Source organism: Liquorilactobacillus capillatus DSM 19910 (genome assembly GCF_001434915.1).
GTDB lineage: Bacteria > Bacillota > Bacilli > Lactobacillales > Lactobacillaceae > Liquorilactobacillus > Liquorilactobacillus capillatus.
Genome location: NZ_AZEF01000020.1, coordinates 23,871 through 42,879 on the forward strand (window position 1 = coordinate 23,871; position 19,009 = coordinate 42,879).

The following is a 19,009-nucleotide window of genomic DNA, read 5'->3' on the forward strand; positions in this document are numbered from 1 at the left end:
AATGACGGCAAAGTATGCAGTTATTCTTGCTGCTGGACAAGGAACAAGAATGAAGTCAAAACTATATAAAGTTCTACACAAGGTCTGTGGGAAAACGATGGTTGAACATGTATTAACACAGATTGAGCAAAGTAAAATGGATGAAATCGTAACCGTTGTCGGTCATGGAGCACAAAAAGTCGAAGAAACGTTAGGTAAGCGGACTGAATATGCTTTACAAAAAGAACAATTGGGAACAGGCCATGCTGTGCTTCAAACAGAGAAAATACTCGGAGAAAAAAAGGGAATAACGCTGATCGCATGCGGCGATACACCCTTATTTACAGCACAGACATTTAATGAATTATTTGAATACCACCAACAAAAAGGCGCTGTTGCGACTGTCTTGACAGCAACGGCTAAGAATCCTTTTGGGTATGGTCGGATCGTACGTAACGATTTAGGAATTGTTGAAAAGATCGTTGAACAAAAAGATGCAACTAAAGAAGAAGCTGCTATCAATGAGATAAATACTGGTGTTTATTGTTTTGACAATGAAGCTTTATTTGATGCGCTGCATAAAATAAATAATAATAATGTTCAAGGCGAATATTATTTAACTGATGTCATGGAAATTTTTAAAAAGCAGCATGAAATAGTTGCCGCATATAAAATGAAAGATTTTTCTGAATCGATGGGTGTTAACGACCGGGTAGCGTTAGCTGCAGCTACTAAATTAATGCGCCAACGAATTAATGAAAAACATATGCGTAATGGGGTAACTTTGATTGATCCTGCGACAACGTATATAGATGATGATGTTAAAATCGGTAGTGATACGATTATTGAACCGGGAGTTCTCCTAAGAGGAAAGACGGTAATTGGTGAGGACTGTGTAATCGGGGCACATTCAGACATTTGTGATAGTGTTATTCATAATGGAGTTACTGTTACTGCTTCAACGCTTTCACAGGCCCAGATGCAGGATGAAAGTAATATTGGACCGTATAGTCATCTGCGTCCAGCTGCTGAAATTGGTAAAAAAGTCCATATTGGAAATTTTGTAGAAATAAAAAAAGCAACGATTGGTGAAAATACCAAGGTAGGTCATCTGACATATGTAGGTGATGCTACTTTAGGAAAAGATATTAATGTAGGGTGTGGCTGTGTTTTTGTTAACTACGATGGTAAGAACAAGCATCACACGACCGTTGGCGATGAATCCTTTATTGGAAGTGCCTCAAATATGATCGCGCCTTTGCAAATAGCTGATCATGCGTATATTGCCGCAGGCTCAACCATAACAAATGATGTTTCACCGCATGATATGGCTATCGCCAGGGGGAGACAAGTTAATAAAAAGGGCTATTATGATAAGTACCCGTGTGCCGAAACAGCTCAAAAAGGTGAAAAAAATTAAATTGACAAAAGATAATCACTAATAATCTTGATTTTAGTCCTAAAAATGAATAGTATTAGCTATAGATAAATATAAATTATGGAGGCTGTCATGTCTGGATATTATGCTGATCCAAAGCTCAAAATATTTGCTTTGAATTCAAATAAACCCTTAGCTGAAAAAATTGCTGAGGCTGTGGGTGTTAAGTTAGGAAAAACTTCGGTTGATCGTTTTAGTGATGGTGAGATAAGGATCAATATTGAAGAAAGTATTCGTGGAGATGAGATTTTCATTATACAGTCGACTTCAGCACCTGTAAATGATAATCTAATGGAACTATTGATTATGATCGATGCTTTAAGACGTGCAAGTGCATCAACAATTAACGTTGTTATTCCTTATTATGGTTATGCGCGTCAAGATCGTAAAGCTCGCCCACGCGAACCAATTACTGCAAAACTAGTCGCAGATATGATAGTAAAAGCCGGTGCAAGCCGTGTCGTTGCATTAGATTTACATGCTGTTCAAATTCAGGGCTTTTTCGATATTCCAGTGGATCATTTGATGGGAGCACCGCTGCTGGCAGATTATTTCCTTAATAATGGGCTTGAAAAGGATGCTGTCGTTGTGTCACCAGATCATGGTGGTGTGACCCGTGCACGTAAATTAGCTGAGTTTTTAAAGGCACCAATTGCAATCATAGACAAGAGACGACCTAAAGCTAATGTTGCTGAAGTTATGAATATCATTGGGTCAGTTGATGGTAAAAAATGTATTTTAATCGATGATATGATTGATACGGCTGGAACGATAACACTAGCTGCTCAGGCGTTAAAAGATGCCGGTGCAACTGAGGTCTATGCATGTGCAACACATCCCGTATTATCAGGTCCAGCAATTGAAAGAATTGAGAACTCACCAATTGAACGATTGGTGGTTACTGATTCGATCAAGTTGCCTGAAGAAAAACGGATTGATAAATTGTTGCAAGTTTCTGTTGGTCCGTTAATCGGTGATGCAATTAAACGTATTCATGAAAATAAATCTGTTAGTCCGTTATTTAAGAATCGTTTTCACCGTGAGTAAATAGTAGTTGGCTTAGAACAAGGTTAGTTTGCTCTAAGTGAGGAAGAACATTTTGGTAGTAATTAAAAAAAGGAGTTAAGTCAAATTATATTTTGGCTTAACTCCTTTTTAGATGTAGTTTTGCAGTACTGTCTGATAAATTACATTATTAGTCTAACTGTTTGATAATTCGATACTGTTTAGACTGAGAAGTAGTTTCTTGTTCAGCAGCGGCTTTGTCAAAAACACAATATAACTTACCATCTTCTTCTTGCACGACAAGTAAAGGTTTATTACGCTTTTTCTGATAAATCTGGGCTGAGACATAGGCTTCATTAAAATCAAAGGTACTAGAAATAGCTTGCCCTGGGTTGAACAATACATTTTCACTCATAGAAAATCACTCCTTGAATAGTTTTAACTATCACCTTAAGTCTAACACTGATTAAGTTAATTACTTATTTTTCCGCTTAAAGTATATCGAGGGTTTTATTGCTTAACTTGGGGAACGGGATTACAGGCTTCACATTAGTGAAGTGTGTGCCTAATTGTTTTTCCATCCAAATCATGTCATACCAAGTAGCGAATTTATAGCCACAATTATGGAAGTGCCCTACCTTTATAAAATCCATATGTTCGTGAAATTTAATGCTGTCTAGTGGTAGATAAGGATCTTGTTTTTGCGGAACTCCGATACAGGCATTTAGGTTCATAATGTTTTGCTGCTTGGCTATCTTTTCTAGGAGTGTGTAGAAGCGGCGTCCTAAACCATGATGTCTACAGTTGGTTTTTAGGTAAATTGAAATTTCAGCTGACCAAGCATAGGCTGCTCTGGGATGAAATGGCGATAAGTAGGCGTAACCTAGCAAGGTATTTTGCTGTTCAGCAATAAGATAAGGATATCGTGTTGAGATTTCGTTAACCCTACGCGTAAACTCATCAATTGTAGGTACTTTGTACTCAAAAGTAATAGCTGTTTCTTCAACATAAGGAGCATAAATAGCTAGCATTTGCGTGATATCTTTTTCCTGAGCTTGACGAAAATTAATTTGTAGATCTTTCATTTTAGACATCTAATCATTCCTAACTGTTGATTGGGTAAGGGAGCTTTTAATAATAATATGCTGCTTATAACAAAAAAGCAAAAAGCGTGTGTCTAAACCAACATTTTACCACAAATCTTTTTGCAATTTTCATTGTTTTAGTAAATTACTCTAGTATTTTATTATTAGTTTCAGGGCCAAAGAAAAGAACGATCACGCCAGCAATCAGCGCAAAAAGACTTATTAAGATAAAAATCATGGAAGGATTAGAAATTGTGATCAACCACGAAACAACGAAAGGCATACCGACAGTAATCAGTTTTGAAATACCATTGGCAATGCCAGCACCACGAAAACGGTACTTTGTTGAGAAAAGTTCCGAAACATAAACTCCCACAACAGATGCCATCAAAATATAAAAACATGATGTAAGTAAAAAACCAAAGAGCATGACCAACAGTGGATGAGTTTGATGACCATATAAGATACCTAAAATTGCCGCAAAAGTGAACGCGGAAACAATGGTTGGTTTTCTTCCAATGCGATCGACAGCTAAAGCACCAATAAAAGCACCAAACGGAGCTCCCAGCAACATGACGGTGGTGAAACCCAATGAAGAAACAACATTAATACCTTGTTTGACAAGGAGTGTCGGCACCCATGAAGTAAAGGTATACTGACATACGATAGTAGCTGAAACTGCAAAAGTTGCCACAAGAAGGTTTCGAATAAAGTGCTTATCTGATGCTACTGAATTTTGTTCAGCAGTATTCGTTGCAATATTGGCTGCCGGAGCTGTTTTTTCAGCTTTCATCTCATCTTCAATACTTGAAATAACTTTTTGAGCGTCATGGTATTTCTGATGTGCTATGTACCATCGCGGCGATTCAGGCAGATTACGTCTGAAGTACCACAGGATCAAAGCAAGCACACCTGAGATAACGAACATTGCACGCCAAGAAAACCGTGGAATTATTAGCGTACACAGCAGCATTGTTATCGGAGCGCCGCAATTTGCGACGAAAGAAGTCAGCGCACACCATTTGCCGCGAGATTTGATAGGTGCAAATTCGTTGATCATTGCATAACCTGTAACTATTTCAGTACCTAAACCGATACTTGAAATAAGGCGGCAAATGATTAGAAAAGGCATGTTGGGAGCGAAAGATCCTAATAGCGTAAACGTACCAAAGATTAGCAGGTTGAGCTGATAAGCTCTTTTACGCCCAAATAAATCACCAATCAGACCTGCAAAAACAGAACCAAGAAAAAGTCCAAAAAAACCGACCGAAAGAAAAGCTGAATTTAATGAGAGTGTAGACCAGCCATCTTTCAATAAGTAGCTGCTGACACCACTGGCGAGATAAACATCAATGGCATCAAGAAACATCCCAGCTGAAACTAAAGTGAAGATCTTATAGAATGTTTTTGTCGGTTGGATCTTGTCCATTCTGACATGTAAGCTTTTTTCAATTGTTTGATTAAAATTATTTTGGGAGACAGTGCTAGTATTATCCATTAATGAGTCACTTCCTTAGGAAAATGAGGGCAGCGAATCTTCAAATTCAGTGATTTTATCAGAGTAGTTCAAAGTGATATCGATATCATCAGTACCATTGATGAACTTTTGTTTCCAAGTTGAATCAATGGCAAAGTGATATTTTTCATCTTGGCATTCTACAAATTGTTGTGGTAAATTGACCGTTATCGTCTCTTTTGACGAGATAGAAGCCATTTTTTTACGAGCTTCAAGAGGTAGGATGATTGGAAGAACACCATTTTTAGTACAGTTCATAAAAAAAATATCACTATAACTGCCGGCAATAATAATTTTGAATCCCCAGTCCTTCAAAGCCCATGCAGCATGTTCACGCGAAGAACCACAACCAAAATTTTCACCGCTGATCAAGATTGTTGCACCTTGTCTTTCCGGATGGTTTAAGATGAATTTGGGATCAGGTCGACCGTCATCCAGAAAGCGCCAATCATGAAAGAGATGTTTTCCGTAACCGATCTTTAAGATATTTTTCAGAAATTGTTTTGGGATGATCTGATCTGTATCGATATTGTTATTCATTAAGGGAATTGTTGTTCCTTCATGTATGGTGATAGCTTCCATTTAAATTACCTCTTTCTGTCTAATATCAATGAAATGTCCGTGAATACCGGCAGCTGCGACCATTGCTGGACTTGCTAAATGTGTGCGGGCATCTTTCCCTTGACGTCCTTCAAAGTTTCGATTAGTTGTTGAGGCACAATGAATGCCAGCGGGAATTTTGTCAGGGTTCATGGCCAAACACGCGGAACAGCCAGGATCACGCCATTCACAGCCAGCTTCTTTGAAAATTTTGTCAAGGCCAAGTTTTTCAGCCTCATTTTTTACGGTTCTTGAACCTGGAACGATCCAGGCTGTTACGTTTTTAGCGAGATGATGGCCCTTCAAGACACGTGCAGCTTCTTGTAAATCAGCTAAGCGTCCATTAGTACAAGATCCGATAAAGATCCATTGAATCGGGATCGCACTTGCTGCCATATGAGGTTTAAGATCCATGTAGTCATAGGCACGTTGAAAATTCATGTCTGCAATGTCAGGTAATTTGCTAGAGATAGGCACAGACATCGAAGGGTTGGTGCCCCAAGAAATATAAGGGGCTAGATTGCTAACATCAAACTCTAAGACTTTGTCATAATCAGCGGGGCTGTCGGTATAAAATTGTTGCCAATATTTTATAGCTTCTTCCATTTTTTTAGGGGCATACTTGCGGCCCTTAATGTATTCAAAAGTAGTTTGATCAGGTTTCATCATGCCCATTTTTGCTCCGCCTTCAATCGCCATATTACAGATAGACATTCGATTTTCCATCGAGAGACGGTCAACGGTGTCTCCATAAAATTCAAGAGCGTAGCCTGTACCAAAATCAACACCGTAGGTTGCGATCAATGCCATAATAATATCTTTAGCGGAAACTCCAGCTTGTAGTTTGCCATGCAAGTGAATACCCATTGTTTTTGGCTTTAATTGCCAGATCGACTGAGTAGCTAAGACATGTTCAACTTCTGATGTACCAATTCCAAAAGCAATTGAGCCAAAAGCACCGTGGGTCGCCGTATGTGAGTCACCACAGACAACAGTTTGACCGGGTTGGGTCAAGCCTAATTGCGGACCGATAACGTGAACGATGCCTTGATCTGCAGATCCTATTTCTGCCAAGCGGATCCCAAATTCGTCACAATTTGTTTTGAGTGTTTCAATCTGCTTAAGTGAAATGGTGTCTTGGATATTGAAGATATCCTTAGTAGGAACGTTATGATCCATCGTTGCAAAAGTTCTTTCAGGGCGTCGAACGCGACGGTGGTTCACGCGCAACCCTTCAAATGCTTGGGGAGATGTAACCTCGTGAACTAAGTGCAAGTCAATATAAATCAATTGCGGTTCTCCAGGCTTACCCGTGATAACATGTTTCTCCCAGAGTTTATCAAATAATGTCTTTCCCATTTTGTTCATCCTTTCAGGTTCTTCACAATATTAGCTGTAACTTCTTGTGTTGTGGCAGTTCCACCCAGATCAGGCGTGATTATTTTGTCTTCAATTGTTTTTTGGACAGCGGCTGCTATTTTGTCGGCAAGGAGAGTTTCATTAAATGATTCACGCAGCATCATTTCAATGCTTTGAATCATTGAGATTGGATCTGCGATCCCTTTACCAGCGATGTCTGGTGCAGATCCGTGAATCGGTTCATAAAGATTGGGGCCATCTGTTCCAGCACTCATGGATGGAATTGTGCCTAAAGATCCTGTCAGAACCGAAGCTTCGTCACTCAAGATATCACCAAATAGATTAGCAGTGATTATGACATCAAAGGCTGTCGGTTGTGTGATGATTTTCATTGCTGCGGCATCGACATAGTTGTAATCAACTGTCACTTCAGGATAGCTTTTTTTGAATTCTTCAGTGACTTGACGCCAAAGCTTTGAAGTAGCCAGAACATTTGCTTTATCAACGATAGTGACGTGTTTGCGGCGATGCATGCTCATCTCAAAGCCAATTTTTAAAATACGCTTGACTTCCTGTGCAGTGTAAGTCGTTGTATCTAGTGCTTTTTCTTCATTTTGCTCGCGCGGTGTTCCAAAATAAATACCGCTGGTCAACTCGCGGACGATAACAAAATCTGTTTCGTTAAGAATCTCTTGTTTCACAGGGGAGAAATGAGATAGGTTAGGGTCAACTTTAGTTGGGCGAATGTTTGAGAAAAGTCCTAATGCATTCCTGATTTCTAAAAGCCCCTTTTCAGGCCGCTTTTTGGCAGTATCCCATTTAGGACCGCCAATCGCACTCAGTAAGATTGCATCTGCTTTTTTGCAACCAGCGATTGTTTGTTGGGGCAAAGGCTCGCTATACTGATCAATAGCTGCACCACCGAAGGGATAATCAATCGTTTCGTATTGGAAGCTTGAGTCTTTACTTGCCGCATCCAAGACTTTTAAGCCAGCTTCCATTATTTCTGGGCCAATGTAGTCTCCACGGAGAATTGCAATTACTTTCTTAGACATTACTGCACACCTTTCTTGGTAAAAAATTATTGTGCTACTTTACTTTTTTGCATAATTTTGATCAAATCTTCATCGGAAACCAGCTGTTGATTGTCAGCAACCGACTTAAAAATAGGAAAAATACGCCGCATATCCTCTTTAGAGACCTGATACCCCATGTCACTTAATTTAACCGCCACAGCGTGAGACCCAGATAATTTTCCTAACGGAATTGATGCATGATCTATGCCAACAGTTTGTGGTGTCAAAATTTCATAAGTCGCATGATTTTTTAAAAAACCATCTTGATGAATGCCAGATTCGTGTGAATAGGCATTTGAACCAGTAACAGCTTTATTGCTTGGAATAGGCATTTTAGTTTTTTCACTGACCATTGTGGCTGTTTTGAATGTCTGCTTAAGATCAATGTTGTTTTCGGCTTTGTAGTAGTCCTTGCGGACATGCATTGCAGCAGCAACTTCTTCTAAAGCAGTGTTTCCAGCACGTTCACCAATACCATTGATAGTTCCTTCTATTCTTGTTGCGCCGTGTTGAATAGATGCTAAGGCATTTGCTGTTGCCATACCTAAGTCATTGTGGCAGTGGACAGAGAAAATAACATCATCGAATTCAGGGATGTTTGCGCGCATATAGTCAAACAAAGCGGCAAATTCGTGGGGATTAGTGTAACCAGTCGTATCAGGTATGTTGATAACAGTTGCTCCAGCATGTATAGCTGTTCTAATTGCCTTGACTAAGAAATCCCATTCAGTTCTAGTTGCATCTTCTGGTGAAAATTCAACATTAGTGAAGCTTTTTTTAGCATAGCTGACAAAATGATGAATTGCTTCAAGTACTTCTTCTTGAGTCATATGCAATTTTGCTTCGCGGTGGATCGGACTTGTTGCGATGAAAACATGTATTTGCCCTGTAGGAGCATCCTTTAAGGCAGCTGTAACTGCATCAATATCTTTTTTTACACAACGTGCCAAGCCGATAACATTTGTTTTGGTAATTTCTTTACCAATACGTTCAACTGCTTCAAAGTCATTTTTAGAAGCAACGGGGAAACCTGCTTCGATTACATCGACGCCCCAACTTTCAAATTGCTGAGCCAATTCGATTTTGTCTTCAATTGAAAAGTTAACACCAATAGTTTGTTCACCATCTCGTAATGTAGTATCGAAAAATTGAATTTTTTTTGTCATAAAATAACCTCCCAGTAAGTTGTATGTGATGTTTGAATATAAAAAAGCGCCTCATTCATTAAGAATGAGACGCTAACCATTTTTTGGTTCGAGCCCCATTCCCGTAACGCTAAACAGGACTCGACATTTTTTGTCAGAGTCCTCCGTTATAGTAGTAGGGCGAATTCAATTGTTGTAGTTGTATTGTATTCGTAAACCATCTCGAGGACTCCTTTCTTTATTTGATTACCAATCTAACTTATTTTTAATTCCATGTCAATCATTTTTTTAGAATTATTTCATTTTTGACCATTATTATTATTTTAATAATTAAAATTAACGTTTTTCAAAGCTGGTTAAGTATAAAAAACTTAAATACGCTTTTAAATATTTACAAACGCTTACAAAGATGATAGAATTTATTAAGAAATATTTCTTTGATCTCCGTGTTGAAGTATACAAGAACGAGTCTTTTTACTTGTATACTTGGTATAGTCCATTTACAATAGGGCTATACCATTAAATGGAGGCACAATATGATGAAAATTATTATTGTTAAGGATGAGAAACAGGGCGGACAAACCGCCTACACATTTTTTGAAAATGAACTAGCTAAGAAGTCTAATGTGGCTTTTGGATTAGCGACAGGAAGTACGCCGCTTAGTACTTATAGAGCAATCGTAGCTAGTGATTTGGATTTTTCTAACAGTGTATCTGTTAATCTGGATGAATATGTTGGTCTAGCTACAGACCACCCGCAAAGCTATAACTACTATATGCAGAAGAATTTATTCCAGTTTAAGCCGTTTAAACATTCATACTTACCCAATGGACAAGCTGTAGATGAACAGAGTGAGATTGCACGTTATGATGCGCTTCTTGCCGAACATCCACTTGATCTTCAGTTGTTGGGAATAGGTCGGAATGGTCATATTGGTTTTAATGAACCTGGGACATCATTTACTTTAAAAACGCATAAAGTAGAACTTATGGCATCAACGATTGATGCTAACGCTCGCTTCTTTAAGAATAAAGATGAAGTTCCACGCTATGCTTATTCAATGGGGATAGGTTCAATCTTGAAGTCTAAGAAGATTATTTTAGAAGCTTTTGGAGCGGCTAAAGCACAAGCTGTGAAAGATATGCTTGAAGGACCAGTTTCAGAACAGTGTCCGGCTAGTGTCTTGCAGAAGCATCCTGATGTAACAGTTATTTTAGATGAAGCAGCAGCAGAAAAATTAAATAAGTGACTAACTAGATGAAAATCTAATAAATCTTTAATATGGGCTAAAAGCCAGTAGCTTGTGTTCGAACAAAAAATAAAAGGAATAATGCATTCTCCAAACCCCTTTGAACGTTCAAGCATAAGTATACTGCCTTTTGGCCCATATTATTAATTAATTAATTTTAGGAAAGCGGAAAAGTACTCAATGTTTGGGTTAGAGTTTTAATAATTTTTTTCTGGGTTGGAGATAATAGCTGTGACTGCCGAAAAACCAGTGAAATCAGAAATTCAGGTTGAAAAGGGTCAGTTAGTTCCAAGCTGATTAAATTATCCTGTGGAATAATAGCTGTCTCAGTTAGAAAACTAATTCCAATATTTTCATGAACCATTTTTTTAAGTAAGGTGATGTCCCCTGTTTTATAGATAATCTTGGGATCAATGGATGAAACTTTATTTAATGCTCCAAAGGCGGTCGGATGAACGAAATCTTCGGTCTGCATAATGAATTTTTCGTCACGGAGGTCCTGCAACGAGATCTTTTGAAAAGAAGCCAAGTGAGACTGAGGACTGACGATTATTTTAAAGTGATGTTTAGCTAAAAGAGTCGCACTTAAGGCAGTATTGTTGAGTGAATGAGTGGAACCAAGCAGGGCGAGGTCAAGTTTGCCACTCTCAAGAGCTGCTAACAATTCACCAGATCCTGTTTCAGTCACGGACAGCTGAGTGAGTAAGTCGACTTGTGCTAGTCGAGAAGCTGCTCGGGGGAAAAAGTAATTACCGATAATTGGTGGTAAACCAAAACGGATCTGCTCTTTGTGCAAAGCGATCATATCAAAATTAGTTAAGGTAACCTCATTCAAGATACGGTTAGCATGTTTTAAAAGCTGTTCACCACTGGCTGTGATCAAGAGTGATTGATGAGACTGGTCGCGCTGGATCAAGGTTGTTTCAAATTCATCTTCTAGACGTTTAATAGCCATTGTAATTGTCGGTTGACTGACGGAAAAATAATCTGCAACGGCGGTGAAGTTTTTTAATGATACTAATTTAGAAAAGTAGGTTAAATCGTGAATCTTCATAGAGTTCCTCCTGAGGGCAGTGAGAATAAATGATACTAAAATAAAGATGCATACCGGAAAAATCAAGTCCGGTATGCTTTTTTTGTTGCTTAAATAATTAGCTGATAACTCATATAAATTTATTTTATCATAACTACTGAATTTGACTATAGTTTTTCAAGGATGCTATGCTTTCCCGGCAATTACTTAAGCAAAGAGAAGGAGATTTTTTTGATGGAAGAAAAAGCACAACAGGTTTTAAATAATCCATTTCTAAATAAGGGAACAGCTTTTACCCAAGAGGAACGACAACAGTTAGGTTTAGTTGGACTATTGCCACCACATGTTCAAACACTTGATGAACAAGTTAAGCAAAATTATGCACAATATTTGAGTAAACCATCAATGTTAGCCAAACGTCAGTTCTTAATGACGATTTTTAATGAGAATCGTATTTTATTTTATAAACTTTTTAGTCAGCATATTGCTGAATTTATGCCGGTTGTATATGACCCAACAATTGCTGATACGATTGAAAATTACAGTGCACTTTTTGTTGATCCGCAAAACGCGGCTTTTCTATCAATTGACGATCCAACATCAGTAGCTGAAACTTTAAAGAATGCAGCTGGTGGACGGAAAATCAAACTGATCGTTGTAACAGATGCTGAGGGCATTCTGGGAATTGGTGATTGGGGAACACAAGGTGTTGATATTTCAGTCGGTAAATTAATGGTTTATACAGCAGCAGCGGGTATTGATCCCAGTTCCGTTTTACCGGTCGTTTTAGATGTTGGAACTAACCGTCAGAGCTTGTTGGATGACCCATTATATTTAGGGAACCAACATAAACGAGTTCAAGGTGATAAATACTACGCTTTTGTTGATCAGTTTGTTCAAACAGCTGAAGAACTTTTTCCAGATTTATATTTACATTTTGAGGATTTTGGTCGTAGCAATGCAGCCAATCTTTTGAACAAGTATAAGGAAAAGTTTGTAACCTTTAATGATGATATTCAAGGAACAGGGATTATTGTTCTAGCAGGTTTGTTGGGCGCCTTAAATATTTCCGGTGAAGACTTTACTGATCAAGTCTATATGAGCTTTGGTGCAGGAACAGCTGGAGCAGGAATTACTCAACGAATATATGAGGAAATGTTGCAACAGGGTTTATCTGAAGAAGAAGCACGCAAGCATTTTTATATGGTCGATAAGCAAGGCTTATTATTTGATGATGACCCAACTTTAACACCAGAGCAAAAGCCTTTTGCGCGTAAACGGGCTGAATTTGCACATACAGATAAATTAACGACCTTAGCTGCAGCAGTTAAAGCAGTTCACCCAACGATTTTGGTTGGAACTTCAACACAACCAGGAACTTTCACAGAAGAGGTTGTTAAGGAAATGGCGGCACATACTGAGCGGCCGATTATTTTCCCACTGTCTAATCCAACTAAGCTGGCAGAAGCTACGGCGGAGGATTTGTTGAAATGGACTGCTGGTAAAGCTTTAGTTGCTACCGGAATACCGGCTGAACCGGTAGAACTGGATGGTGTGACGTATGAGATAGGTCAGGCCAATAATGCACTTGTTTATCCAGGGCTAGGTTTAGGAACAATAGCGGCAGCAGCCCGTGTTTTGAATGATGAAATGATCAGCAAGGCAGCGCATTCCTTAGGGGGAATCGTTGATGCAACTCAACCTGGGGCAGCTGTATTACCACCAGTAACTAAGCTAGATGTTTTTTCTGAGACAGTAGCTGAAGCAGTTGCTCAAAGTGCTGTGGATCAAAACTTGAACAAAAAAGAAATTAAGGATGTTAAGGCAGCTGTTACAGCCTTGAAGTGGATTCCTGAATATAATTCATTAACAGACTAAGGGGAGCGTGTTTATTTTGGCAGCATTTTTAACTTCATTATCCAGTGTTGGTCAAATCATTTTAGTAATTGCACTAGGGTATTTTTTAAGACGTAAAGGGAAATTTGATGACAGCTTCAAAGGTAGTATATCTTTTTTAATTATGAATATTGCTTTACCACTCTCGATCTTTGTTTCAGTTTTAGATAATCTAACAAGAGATAAGCTGATCAGTCTCTCAAGTGGACTTGTTTATGTGTTGATTAGTTTTGTCAGTGGTTATATTATAGCCTGGGTTTTGACAAAGGTTTTGCGTGTTAGGCCAGGACGCCGTGGAACGTTTATTAATATGTTTGTTAACGCAAATACAATTTTTGTAGGTCTACCCTTAAACTTAGCTTTGTTTGGCAATGTCAGTTTACCGTATTTCTTGATTTATTACGTGGCTAACACTGTTTCAACTTGGGCAGTAGGAGTTTTTTTCATTGCTAATGACGATCCTACTAAACAAGTAAATAGTCAGAGTGAAAGCAAGTTTAATTGGAAAAAATTATTACCAGCACCGTTGATCGGCTTTTTAGTAGCACTTGTTTGGCTGCTGCTTGGTTTACCCTTACCCCAATTTTTCGATAAGACCTTCTCAATGGTTGGTGGAATTGTTACCCCAATGTCATTGATCTATATCGGAATTATTTTGGCAGATGCAGGCTTGAAGTCGATTCACTTTGATAAAGATACGATCTCTGCTCTGCTCGGTAGGTTCGTAGTGGCACCTGCAATTATGATAGTTATTTTAATTATCTTTAAAAACATGGGACAAACGGTTCCGAATATTGAACAAGATACATTAATTATTCAAACAGCAACACCTGGGTTAGCTGTTTTACCGATTTTAGTTGGACAAGCACATGGTGATGTTGAATATGCAACTAATGTTGTAACGACCAGCACAGTTTTATTTGTGATTGTAGTTCCAATTTTAATGCAGATTATACGTTTTATCTAAAAAGATATCTTAAATGATTCTTAACTGATCGATTTTATTAAATTAAAAAATGGAGCTGTGCCAAAAGTTAAATTTTGGCACAGCTCCTCTTTTGTTCTGGATAAACGTGTTCCATAAGTCAAAATTCTCCGTCTAACTTCGAATTACTCATAGCAAAGTACTCACTATGTTCGTAATTTTGAGTTAGTACTCAAATTTTCCCGATTTATGTACACTCTCGTTTTTTCGTTTTTAAGTAAGTGCAGTTTTCATTGCGTGAACGTAGTCTGTTAGTTTTTTGTCTGCATGTCGCCCTTCCTGTGCAATAATTTTTACGATAGCAGACCCTACGATGACTCCATCTGCCACTTGAGAGATTTGGGCAGCTTGCTCAGGTGAATGGATACCAAAACCAACCGCAACAGGAGTATCCGTAAATTGTTTGATGTCAGTAATCATCTTTTGGAGGTTAGTAGCGATTTTATTTCGTGCACCGGTTACTCCTAGTGATGAGACTGCATAAACAAAACCATCGGCATCAGTTACTATTTTTTTAATACGGGTTCCAGAAGTAGGGGCAACTAGTGGAATTAATGAACAGCCACTGTTTTTAGCGAAGACAGCAACTTCTGCTCGCTCCTCAACAGGAAGGTCAGGGATGATAACACCGCCAATCTTTAAATCCTGGCAGGTAGCAAAGAATTTTGCATAACCATATTTGAAAACGTTATTCAAATAAACCAATAAAACCAGAGGAACTGATGATTCCTCACGGATCTTAGCCACCATCTCAAAAACGCGTTTAGTTGAAACACCGCTTTTGAAAGCACGTAAACCAGCTTCTTGGATGACTGGTCCATCAGCAATTGGATCACTAAAAGGAACTCCAATTTCAACTAGATCTGTACCAGCAGCTGCTAACGTTTTTACATAGTCGACAGACTTTTCAAAATCTGGATCACAAGCAACGGTAAAACCGATAAAAGCTTTTTTATTTTTAAAAGCATCACTGATATTAGTCATTAATTTCTTCCCCCTGATAACGTGCGATTGCAGCTACATCTTTATCTCCACGCCCAGAGAGGTTACAAACAATAATTTGATCTGTACGCATCTGGGGTGCAAGTTTTTTTACATAAGCTACGGCATGGCAACTCTCAATAGCTGCAATAATACCTTCTTCACGCGCGATGTACTCAAACGCTGCAACAGCTTCATCATCTGTGATCCCCACATATTCTGCACGGTTAGCGGCAGCTAATGCAGCATGTTCTGGTCCAATACCAGGATAATCAAGCCCAGCAGAGATAGAATATACTTGATTGATTTGACCATCATCGTTTTGCAAAAAGATCGATTTCATACCGTGAAAGATACTAGTCGTTCCACGTTCGAGAGTAGCCGCGTGTTGCGTGGTATCGATCCCTTTGCCAGCGGCTTCACAGCCAATTAGTCGCACATGTTTATCCTCAATGAAGTGGTAGAAAGCACCGATTGCGTTACTACCACCGCCGACACAAGCAACAACGGCATCTGGTAAGTGCCCTGTTTCCGTAATAATTTGTTTTTTTATTTCTGCACTGATACAAGCCTGAAAATCACGCACCATCGTTGGAAAAGGGTGTGGTCCCATGACAGACCCAATAACATAATGTGTGTCTTCAGTTCGGCTTGCCCATTCCTGCATAGCCGCGTTGACGGCATCTTTTAAGGTACCGGTTCCAGTTGTAACTGAATGTACTTTAGCCCCTAATAGACGCATTCGGTAAACATTTAGTGCTTGACGCTCAGTATCAACTTGACCCATAAAGATTTCACATTCTAGGCCCATTAGGGCGGCAACGGTTGCGGTGGCGACACCATGTTGGCCTGCGCCTGTTTCGGCAATTACCCTTGTTTTATGCATCTTTTTAGCGAGCAGAATTTGTCCAAGCACATTATTGATTTTATGTGAGCCAGTATGGTTAAGATCCTCACGCTTGAAATATATTTGAGCACCACCTAAGTCCTCGCTCATACGTTGCGCATGGTATAGAAGTGAAGGGCGATTAGCGTATTTATGCAGTAAGTCGGTTAATTCATCTTTAAAAAGAGGATCATTTTTATAATGATTATACGCTTCAGTTAGTTTTTCGATCTCGTGCATCAAGGTTTCTGGAACATATTGGCCGCCGTATTCACCGAAACGGCCAGCTTGGGGTTTATCTGAAAGATTATTTTGCATCTCGAACGCTCCTTATAAAACTATTTATTTTTTGAAAATCTTTTTTACCAGCAACTTCCACGCCAGAACTAACATCTACAATTTGTGGATGCAATTGTGAGATAGCTTGGTTGACATTTTGGGGAGTTAGACCACCTGCAAGGACGAAAGGCCGGTGTAGGTCAGGAATATGGTCCCAGTCTGCATGTTTACCGGAACCAGGGGTGGCAGAATCAAACATAATGTAAGCTGCAGGAGAATCTATCGCCATTTTACGATTGTGAACGGCATGAATAACAGGCAGGCCCTTTTGTTGTAAATACTGAATTTGTGTTGCGTCAATCTGCCCATGAAGTTGTGCGATCTGAATAATATTAGCCGAATATAAAGCAAGTACCTCTGTGCTTGAAGGTTCCACGAAGACACCAACTGTTTTTATTTGCTGAGCAAGCAGCTTGTGGAGTTCTTGTGCTTGTGTGAATGAGACCTGACGTTTGCTAGGTGCAAAAACAAAACCGATAAGTTCGGGCAAAAGGTCATTGACAGTATAAATATCTTCTTTACGACTTAAACCGCATATTTTTATCTTAGTCAAATTTTAGCCTCACTTAATTGGGTAATTGTTTTCTTTTTATCAGCCGAATGCATTAAATACTCGCCAACTAGAATTCCGTTAAGCCCTGCTTTTTTAAGTTTGGCAACATCGTTACTACTACGGATCCCACTTTCTGAAATCAAAAGGATGTTAGTAGGGATAATTTTTCTAAGTTGAATAGTCGTTGTAATGCTAACACTGAAGTCTTTTAAATTACGATTATTGATCCCAATGATACGGACGCCAGCAGCTAAGGCTCTTTGAACTTCAAGTTCACTATGGACTTCAACAATGGCTGACATTCCGAGGTCGTTTGCAAGGTGAAAGAAGTCTTTTAATTGTTGATCAGTTAAAATGGCAACGATTAGTAAAATAATACTTGCTCCATTTATTTTAGCTTCATAAATCATATAAGGGTCAATGATAAAATCTTTTCTAAGGACTGGGACTGTTGTTGCAGCGGCAATATCACGTAAATATTTTAAATTACCTTGAAAATAGTTTTGTTCAGTTAAAACTGAGATCGCAGCAACGCCTGCTTCAGTGTAATCATGGGCGATTTGCAGATAAGGGAATTTTTTGACAATAACGCCCTTTGAAGGTGAGGCTTTCTTTACTTCTGCAATAATACTTAGATTTGCAGTAGCTAAATCTTTTTCAAACAAAAAATCTTTCTTGATATCAAGTGCAGCAACTTGTTTCTTTAATACATCACAACTGTAAGTCTGTTGTCTTTTATACATATTTTGACGCGTAGCGGTAACAAGTTCTTCTAAAATCATAGGTTCACCGCTTTATTATTAGATAGTGCTATAAAAGCAGCTAGTTTTCGTTGGGCCGCGCCAGAATCAATTGCAGTAGCGGCAACTTCTAAGCTACGCTTCAAGGAAAGCTTAGGGTGAGCAACATGGATAGCTGCAGCAGCATTTAATAAAACAATGTCCCTTTTAGGACCAGTCGCTCCAGCTAAGATATTACGGGTGATCTGGGCATTATCTTGTGCTGAACCACCGACTAATTCTTTAGGGTGGCAACGGGAAAGGCCAAATTGTTCGGGCGTTATTTCAAATCTTTTTAAGTGGTTATTTTGAAGTTCAACAATATGTGTTGGTGCAGATAATGAAATTTCATCTAAGCCATCTTGTCCATGAACAATCATTGCAGAAGTTACTCCTATTCTCTGTAAAACGGCAGGCATAGTATCTAGCAATCCTTCATCGTAGACACCAAGAAGCTGTTGTGTAGCATGTGCGGGATTAGCTAAAGGCCCTAAAATATTAAAGATTGTGCGAATACCTAATTCTTGACGAACAGGTGCGACAAAACGCATAGCTTTATGATATTTCTGTGCAAATAGAAAACAGATATTCTCCTTGGCTAATATTTCTTGTGATTTACTTGGTGCAGCGGCGATATTAATTCCTAAGGCTTCCAAAACATCAGCTGCGCCACTGCGTGATGATGCAGCACGATTCCCATGCTTAGCTACTGGAACGCCTGCAGCTGCAACTACCAAAGATGCTGTGGTCGAAATATTGAATGAATTTGAATGATCACCACCAGTTCCAACAATTTCTAATGTCGGCCGCGATGTCTTAAAAGCAAGGGCATGGTTTCTCATTGCGACAGCTGCACCAGCAATTTCAGCAACAGTTTCTTTTTTCATTGTGAGTGCGGTCAAGAATGCAGCGATCTGCACGTTGCTGGCAGTACCACTCATAATTTCACCAATAGCCGCTTGTGTTTGTTCGAATGTTAGTTCTTTATTTGTAACAACTTTTTTTATCATCTCATCAAGCATCGAAAAACCTCCATTTGTAATTTCTCTGATCCTACTAGTGTCAAGGCATTGTTAAGAAGGAGGTACGACCATCGTTTTGTGA

Annotated in this window: 18 protein-coding genes; 5 read left to right on the forward strand and 13 right to left on the reverse strand. The window is 39.0% G+C overall.

Translation table 11 applies throughout. From position 1 onward, the window contains the following. Position 1: 1 nt before the first annotated feature. Entirely contained in the window at positions 2-1,399 is a 1,398-nt protein-coding gene (glmU, locus tag FC81_RS04615) for a bifunctional UDP-N-acetylglucosamine diphosphorylase/glucosamine-1-phosphate N-acetyltransferase GlmU (protein ID WP_057743504.1), read from the forward strand. A gap of 90 nt (positions 1,400-1,489) precedes the next feature. After that, on the forward strand, positions 1,490-2,464 hold the full coding sequence (locus FC81_RS04620; protein WP_057743507.1) for a ribose-phosphate diphosphokinase: 975 nt from the start codon (positions 1,490-1,492) through the stop codon (positions 2,462-2,464). 148 nt (positions 2,465-2,612) lie between these two features. On the opposite strand, the gene FC81_RS04625 is transcribed toward FC81_RS04620, so the two are convergent. The 7 genes from FC81_RS04625 to FC81_RS04655 form a co-directional block, all read right to left on the reverse strand. Continuing rightward, complete coding sequence (locus FC81_RS04625) at positions 2,613-2,837, reverse strand: hypothetical protein (protein ID WP_057743509.1); 225 nt, start codon at positions 2,835-2,837, stop codon at positions 2,613-2,615. 76 nt (positions 2,838-2,913) lie between these two features. Beyond that, positions 2,914-3,516, reverse strand: coding sequence for a GNAT family N-acetyltransferase (locus FC81_RS04630; protein ID WP_338041711.1), 603 nt, complete (start codon positions 3,514-3,516; stop codon positions 2,914-2,916). A 136-nt stretch (positions 3,517-3,652) separates the two neighbouring features. Continuing rightward, a complete protein-coding gene (locus FC81_RS04635; RefSeq protein WP_057743513.1) occupies positions 3,653-5,005 on the reverse strand; it encodes an MFS transporter in 1,353 nt (450 codons plus the stop codon). A gap of 15 nt (positions 5,006-5,020) precedes the next feature. Further along, the gene (gene leuD, locus FC81_RS04640) at positions 5,021-5,605 is read right to left on the reverse strand and encodes a 3-isopropylmalate dehydratase small subunit (RefSeq protein ID WP_057743516.1); all 585 of its coding nucleotides are present in this window, start codon (positions 5,603-5,605) and stop codon (positions 5,021-5,023) included. Beyond that, the gene (leuC, locus tag FC81_RS04645; RefSeq protein WP_057743518.1) at positions 5,606-6,982 is read right to left on the reverse strand and encodes a 3-isopropylmalate dehydratase large subunit; all 1,377 of its coding nucleotides are present in this window, start codon (positions 6,980-6,982) and stop codon (positions 5,606-5,608) included. A gap of 5 nt (positions 6,983-6,987) precedes the next feature. Further along, positions 6,988-8,037: a 3-isopropylmalate dehydrogenase gene (leuB, locus tag FC81_RS04650; RefSeq protein ID WP_057743521.1), complete on the reverse strand. Its 1,050-nt coding sequence runs from the start codon at positions 8,035-8,037 to the stop codon at positions 6,988-6,990. 26 nt (positions 8,038-8,063) lie between these two features. Beyond that, the gene (locus FC81_RS04655; protein WP_057743523.1) at positions 8,064-9,224 is read right to left on the reverse strand and encodes a 2-isopropylmalate synthase; all 1,161 of its coding nucleotides are present in this window, start codon (positions 9,222-9,224) and stop codon (positions 8,064-8,066) included. A gap of 518 nt (positions 9,225-9,742) precedes the next feature. Between FC81_RS04655 and FC81_RS04660 the strand changes: the two genes are divergently transcribed. Next, complete coding sequence (locus FC81_RS04660) at positions 9,743-10,453, forward strand: glucosamine-6-phosphate deaminase (protein ID WP_057743527.1); 711 nt, start codon at positions 9,743-9,745, stop codon at positions 10,451-10,453. A 157-nt stretch (positions 10,454-10,610) separates the two neighbouring features. Here FC81_RS04660 and FC81_RS04665 read toward each other — a convergent pair whose 3' ends face one another. Further along, positions 10,611-11,507 carry a LysR family transcriptional regulator gene (locus tag FC81_RS04665; protein ID WP_057743529.1) on the reverse strand — a complete coding sequence of 299 codons (897 nt, stop codon included), beginning with the start codon at positions 11,505-11,507 and terminating at the stop codon, positions 10,611-10,613. A 162-nt stretch (positions 11,508-11,669) separates the two neighbouring features. On the opposite strand from FC81_RS04665, the gene FC81_RS04670 reads away from it, so the two are divergent. Beyond that, entirely contained in the window at positions 11,670-13,364 is a 1,695-nt protein-coding gene (locus FC81_RS04670; protein ID WP_083478757.1) for a malolactic enzyme, read from the forward strand. Between the two features lie 16 nt (positions 13,365-13,380). Beyond that, positions 13,381-14,349, forward strand: coding sequence for an AEC family transporter (locus tag FC81_RS04675; RefSeq protein WP_057743535.1), 969 nt, complete (start codon positions 13,381-13,383; stop codon positions 14,347-14,349). A gap of 231 nt (positions 14,350-14,580) precedes the next feature. On the opposite strand, the gene trpA is transcribed toward FC81_RS04675, so the two are convergent. From trpA to trpD, 5 genes are read right to left on the reverse strand one after another with little or no spacing between them, the layout of a single operon-like run. Continuing rightward, entirely contained in the window at positions 14,581-15,351 is a 771-nt protein-coding gene (trpA, locus tag FC81_RS04680; protein ID WP_057743537.1) for a tryptophan synthase subunit alpha, read from the reverse strand. Next, positions 15,344-16,552 carry a tryptophan synthase subunit beta gene (trpB, locus tag FC81_RS04685; protein ID WP_057743540.1) on the reverse strand — a complete coding sequence of 403 codons (1,209 nt, stop codon included), beginning with the start codon at positions 16,550-16,552 and terminating at the stop codon, positions 15,344-15,346. The genes trpA and trpB overlap by 8 nt, the downstream gene beginning before the upstream one ends. Next, positions 16,542-17,126, reverse strand: a complete 585-nt coding sequence (locus FC81_RS04690; RefSeq protein ID WP_057743543.1) for a phosphoribosylanthranilate isomerase — start codon at positions 17,124-17,126, stop codon at positions 16,542-16,544. The genes trpB and FC81_RS04690 overlap by 11 nt, the downstream gene beginning before the upstream one ends. Further along, the gene (trpC, locus tag FC81_RS04695; protein WP_057743546.1) at positions 17,123-17,908 is read right to left on the reverse strand and encodes an indole-3-glycerol phosphate synthase TrpC; all 786 of its coding nucleotides are present in this window, start codon (positions 17,906-17,908) and stop codon (positions 17,123-17,125) included. Before trpC ends, FC81_RS04690 begins: the two co-directional genes overlap by 4 nt. Next, complete coding sequence (trpD, locus tag FC81_RS04700; RefSeq protein WP_057743549.1) at positions 17,905-18,927, reverse strand: anthranilate phosphoribosyltransferase; 1,023 nt, start codon at positions 18,925-18,927, stop codon at positions 17,905-17,907. Before trpD ends, trpC begins: the two co-directional genes overlap by 4 nt. Between the last annotated feature and the right edge of the window lie 82 nt (positions 18,928-19,009).